Origin of the sequence: Helicobacter cetorum (genome assembly GCF_900198405.1) — a bacterium.
GTDB classification, from domain to species: Bacteria; Campylobacterota; Campylobacteria; order Campylobacterales; family Helicobacteraceae; genus Helicobacter; species Helicobacter cetorum_C.
Map to the genome: position 1 here is coordinate 1 of NZ_FZMR01000045.1, position 5,221 is coordinate 5,221.

Below are 5,221 nucleotides of genomic sequence, written 5' to 3' on the forward strand. Positions count from 1 at the left end.
TGTGGGGGTTTTAGGGGTTAGGATTAAAAAGATGTTAAAAACTTAAATCTATATTTTAGAGATGGTGTGTAGTTAAGAGTATCTTTAGGAATAAAGTTTGCTTGTTTTACTTTTGAAAATAAAATGAAGCGAGGATAGGATGCCTAAGATTTCAAATAGTTATAACCCATCTTTAATGATGAGAGATTATCATACTCAAAGAGTTAGTCCGCAAGCAAGAGAAGAAAATAAGGAAATTCAAAGTTCTTTAGAGTCTAGCGAAGCGAGTAGATTAGCCAAACAAGCTCAAGATGAAAATCTAGCGATTGGGACTTTACAGAAACGCTTAAAAGATTTAAATCAAATCAATAAAGACACCAAAGAATTAATGGCGATTTCTAAAAATTACGCTCATGCTAATGAAAAAGACCAAAATCATTTTGAGCATTTTAAAACTCGTCTCAATAAAGCCCTTAATTCTTTCCATCAAGATGTAGGTAAGGACACCACGCATTTAAAAACCCCTAACGAAGTTGATATTGATAATGCAAAATCTCTTGCAAGTTTTTCAAAATCTATAGAACATGAGAGAGAAAACATTCAAAACTCTTTACATCAGTGGAAAAAACAGCTTGCCAAAACTAATCACTTAAACAAAGAATACAATACCTTAGATAAAGCAAGATTGAACGCTCAAAAATTTCAAGATGTCCATGATACCAGCAAAATCACTCCATCTCGCTTGCAAGAGTTACTCGCTTGAAAAAGTTTGCTTATAGTGAGCCTTGCTTAGATGAAGAAGATAGAAAGGCTGTTTTAGAAGTTTTAAACTCTACGCAACTCACACAGGGTAAATATTCTGTTTTATTTGAAGAAGCATTATGTGAGTTTTTGGGCGTTAAACATGCCCTTGTATTTAATAGTGCCACTTCGGCTCTTTTAGCACTCTATAGAAATTTTAGCGATTTTAATGCTAGTTGCAATGAAGTGATTACTACTCCTATAAGCTTTGTAGCTACCACTAACATGCTTTTAGAGAGTGGCTACAAGCCTGTATTTGCTGAAATCAAAAATGATGGCAATATTGATGCATTAGCCCTAGAAAAATTGATTACAGAAAAAACCAAAGCTATAGTAAGCGTGGATTATGCAGGCAAGAGCATAGAAGTTGAAAGCATTCAAAAGCTTTGTAAAAAATATGATTTAGCTTTTCTTTCTGATAGTTCGCATGCCCTAGGAAGCGAGTATCAAAATCAAAAGGTAGGGGGCTTTGCCTTAGCGAGTATTTTTAGTTTTCATGCTATTAAGCCTATAACTACGGCTGAAGGGGGAGCAGTGGTAACAAATAATAGTGAATTATTTGAAAAAATGAAATTGTTTCGTTCTCATGGCATGTTCAAAAAAGATTTTTTTGAAGGCGAAGTAGAAAGCGTAGGGTATAACTTCCGCTTGAATGAAATCCAAAGTGCCTTGGGTTTGAGCCAGCTTAAAAAAGCCCCCCTTTTAATGCAAAAACGAGAAGAAATCGCTCTAGTCTATGATAGGATTCTTAAAGATAATCCTTATTTTACCCCCTTACACCCCCTTTTAGAGCATAAAAGTTCTAACCATCTTTATCCCATTTTGATTCACCAGCGATTTTTTAAATTTAAAAAACGCATTTTAGAGAGTTTGCACAAGCTTGGCATTTTAGCTCAAGTGCATTATAAACCTATCTATCAATATAAATTGTATCAACAGCTTTTTAATACAGCTCCCCTAGAAAGTGCCGAGAATTTTTATCACGCTGAAATCTCTTTACCTTGCTATGCGAATTTGGATTTAGAGAGTGTGAAAATAATCGCTCATGGCGTTTTAAAAACCTTTGAGAGTTATAATAAAATAGTGTAAAATAGTAAAGATTTTAGATTAAAGCTCTAAGGGGGTTTATGATGAATTTGTTTGAAAAGATGACTAATCAATTACAAGAGAGTTTAGATAGTGCGTTAGCTCTAGCCTTACACCACAAAAACGCTGAAATTACGCCCATGCACATGCTTTTTGCTATGCTTAATAACTCACAAGGCATACTTATTCAAGCCCTACAAAAGATGTCTATAGACATTCAAGCTTTAAGACTTAGTATTCAGAGTGAAATAGAAAAAATAGCTAAAGTTTCACAAATCAATAAGCAAGATATTCAATTAAGTCATGCCTTAATGCAAAGCTTTGAAAATGCTCAAGGCTTGAGCGCTAAAATGGGTGATTTGTTTGTGGCTGTAGATGTTTATCTTTTGGCTAATATGAGTCTTTTTGAGAGTGTTTTAAAGCCTTATTTAGACACCAAAGAATTGCAAAAAACTTTAGAGTTTTTAAGAAAAGGTGCGACTATTCAAGATAAGAATGATGATTCTAATTTAGAGAGTTTAGAAAAATTTGGCATTGATTTAACTCAAAAAGCCCTAGAAAATAAACTTGACCCCGTTATTGGGAGAGATGAAGAAATCATTCGTATGATGCAGATTTTGATTAGAAAAACTAAGAATAATCCTATCTTGTTAGGTGAGCCAGGAGTGGGAAAAACGGCTGTTGTGGAAGGTTTAGCCCAGCGCATTGTCAATAAAGAAGTGCCTACTACACTTTTAAATAAGCGTGTCATTGCTTTAGATTTAAGCTTATTAGTGGCTGGGGCAAAATATAGGGGCGAGTTTGAAGAGCGTTTGAAAAAAGTTATTGAAGAAGTTAAAAAAAGCGCTAATGTGATTTTATTTATTGATGAAATCCATACTATTGTGGGAGCTGGGGCAAGTGAGGGGGGCATGGATGCGGCTAATATTTTAAAACCAGCGTTAGCTAGGGGGGAATTACACACTATTGGAGCGACCACTTTAAAGGAATACCGCAAATATTTTGAAAAAGACATGGCATTACAAAGGCGTTTTCAACCTATTATGCTTAATGAGCCTAGCATTAATGAAGCTTTACAGATTTTAAGGGGGCTTAAAGAGACTTTAGAAACACACCATAATATCACTATCAATGACTCTGCTCTTATAGCAAGTGCTAAACTATCTAGCCGTTATATTACGGATAGATTTTTACCTGATAAAGCGATTGATTTGATTGATGAAGGGGCGGCGCAATTAAAAATGCAAATGGAATCTGAGCCGGCAAAACTCTCTCTTATTAAGCGACAAATCCAAAGACTAGAAGTAGAAAAACAAGCCCTTGAAATGGAAAACAAAGAGAGTAATCTCAAACGCATGCAAGAAATCCTTAAAGAATTGAGCGATTTGAAAGAAGAAAAAAGAGAATTAGAAGCGCAATTTGAGAATGAAAAAGGAGTGTTTAAAGAAATTTCACACTTAAAGGCAGAAATAGAGGGCTTAAGGCGTGAGGCTGAGAGATTTAAACGCAATGGAGATTATCAAAAAGCGGCTGAAATTGAATACGCTAAAATCCCCGAAAATGAAAAGAAAGAAAAAGAACTGCAACATAAATGGGAAAATATGCAACAAAATGGGGCGTTATTACAAAACGCTTTAACAGAGAATAATATCGCCGAGATTGTGAGTCAATGGACTCAAATTCCCATTCAAAAAATGCTCCAAAGCGAAAAAGAAAGGATTTTAAACATTGAAAGCGAGTTGCAAAAAAAGGTTGTAGGGCAAGACAAGGCTTTAAAAGCGATTGCTAAAGCGATCAAAAAAAATAAGGCGGGACTTAGTGATAGCAATAAGCCTATAGGAAGTTTTCTCTTTTTAGGACCTACTGGGGTGGGTAAAACAGAGAGTGCAAAAGCTTTGGCACAATTTTTGTTTGATAGTTCTAAAAATCTCATTAGAATTGATATGAGCGAATATATGGAAAAACATGCCATAAGCCGTCTTATAGGAGCTGCCCCTGGGTATGTGGGCTATGAAGAAGGCGGTCAATTAACAGAAGCGGTGCGAAGAAAGCCCTATAGCGTGGTATTATTAGATGAAGTGGAAAAAGCCCATCCTGATGTGTTTAATCTCTTGTTACAAGTTTTAGATGAAGGGCATTTAACCGATAGTAAGGGTGTGAAAGTGGATTTTAAAAATACGATTGTCATTCTCACAAGTAATGTGGCTAGCGATGTGCTTTTAGATGAGAATTTAAGTGAAATGGATAAACAAAAGGCTATCAAAGAGAGCCTAAAACAAATCTTTAAGCCAGAATTTCTGAACCGCTTAGATGAAATTATCTCCTTTAATGCATTAGATAATAACGCCATTACTAATATCGTTGGGATACTCTTTGAAGGCATTCAAAAAAAGGCGTTTGAAAGGGGTATCAGCGTAGAATTAGACCAAAAAGCAAGAGAATTGATAGCTCAAGTAGGCTTTGATAGATTCTATGGGGCTAGACCCTTAAAAAGAGCGTTATATGAAATGATAGAAGATAAGCTCGCTGAACTCATTTTAGAAGATAGGATTAAAGAAAATAGTTGCGTTAGTTTTGTGGTAGAAAATAATGAAATTGTGCCTAAGATTAGGTAAGATTTCTTAAGCGTATAAGCTAAAGATATTAGAAATTTCTTTTCAAGTGAATTGATTGAATGATATGGATAGTTAATATGGCTCTGTTTTTAATTGTATATATAGATAGTATTTAAGAATTAAGGTAGAGATGTTTTATGGCGTTTGTTAGTTGAATGCCTATAACAAAAAGATAAGATTGATTTTTCATAAGTAAATATTTTTTAAGATTAATTTTTAATAAGACAGAGCCTTTAATTTTATCTAATCTCTCAGAAAGGATAGAAACAATTACAATTTGAGCGTTCTTTTTAAAATTTGTTGTTGATTTGAGACAAAAACAAGGTTTAAGGTCTTGTTTGTATAGATATGCAAGGTTTGTTTGGGGGCTTACTAACACCCCTAAACATGGGAGTTTTTAAAATATTGGTTTATGTATTCTTGTTTCAAAATCTAATAGGCTTATTGCTTGCCCCCTAACCCTTAAAACCCCCACAAATACCCTACATAATAAACATATTCTCTTTTATAATTCACTTTGTAATTAGTAGTATCAATATATCTTTGACTAATCATAGGAATTTTAACACCTAATTCAATGCCATGATGTCTAGCAATATTAGTTCTTAATCCAAAATCTGACGCTTATTCACATCTGAAGCTGCCTACCATACTCCTTGTGTTGTTCTCGTGGTTTGCGGTGTCGTTAAATACAAAAAAACAAAAACCACTATACCAATGAGAAATGTGACACAAAAAAA

At 34.4% G+C, this 5,221-nt stretch carries 3 protein-coding genes and 1 pseudogene; 3 read left to right on the plus strand and 1 reads right to left on the minus strand.

Features of this window, described 5'->3' with window-relative positions:
• The first annotated feature begins 139 nt into the window (after window positions 1-139).
• Genes C6H25_RS08445 through C6H25_RS08455 form a run of 3 tightly spaced genes read left to right on the plus strand, consistent with a single transcriptional unit; the run spans window position 140 to window position 4,481 of the window.
• Window positions 140-742, plus strand: coding sequence for a Laminin subunit alpha-2 precursor (locus C6H25_RS08445; RefSeq protein WP_104748975.1), 603 nt, complete (start codon window positions 140-142; stop codon window positions 740-742).
• Entirely contained in the window at window positions 739-1,869 is a 1,131-nt protein-coding gene (gene pseC, locus C6H25_RS08450; RefSeq protein ID WP_104748976.1) for a UDP-4-amino-4,6-dideoxy-N-acetyl-beta-L-altrosamine transaminase, read from the plus strand. The genes C6H25_RS08445 and pseC overlap by 4 nt, the downstream gene beginning before the upstream one ends.
• A 41-nt stretch (window positions 1,870-1,910) precedes the next feature.
• Complete coding sequence (locus C6H25_RS08455) at window positions 1,911-4,481, plus strand: ATP-dependent Clp protease ATP-binding subunit (protein WP_104748977.1); 2,571 nt, start codon at window positions 1,911-1,913, stop codon at window positions 4,479-4,481.
• A 462-nt stretch (window positions 4,482-4,943) separates the two neighbouring features.
• Here the strand turns inward: C6H25_RS08455 and C6H25_RS08910 are convergent.
• Window positions 4,944-5,087: pseudogene (locus C6H25_RS08910) on the minus strand (outer membrane beta-barrel protein); the annotation flags it as partial.
• Window positions 5,088-5,221 lie beyond the last annotated feature (134 nt).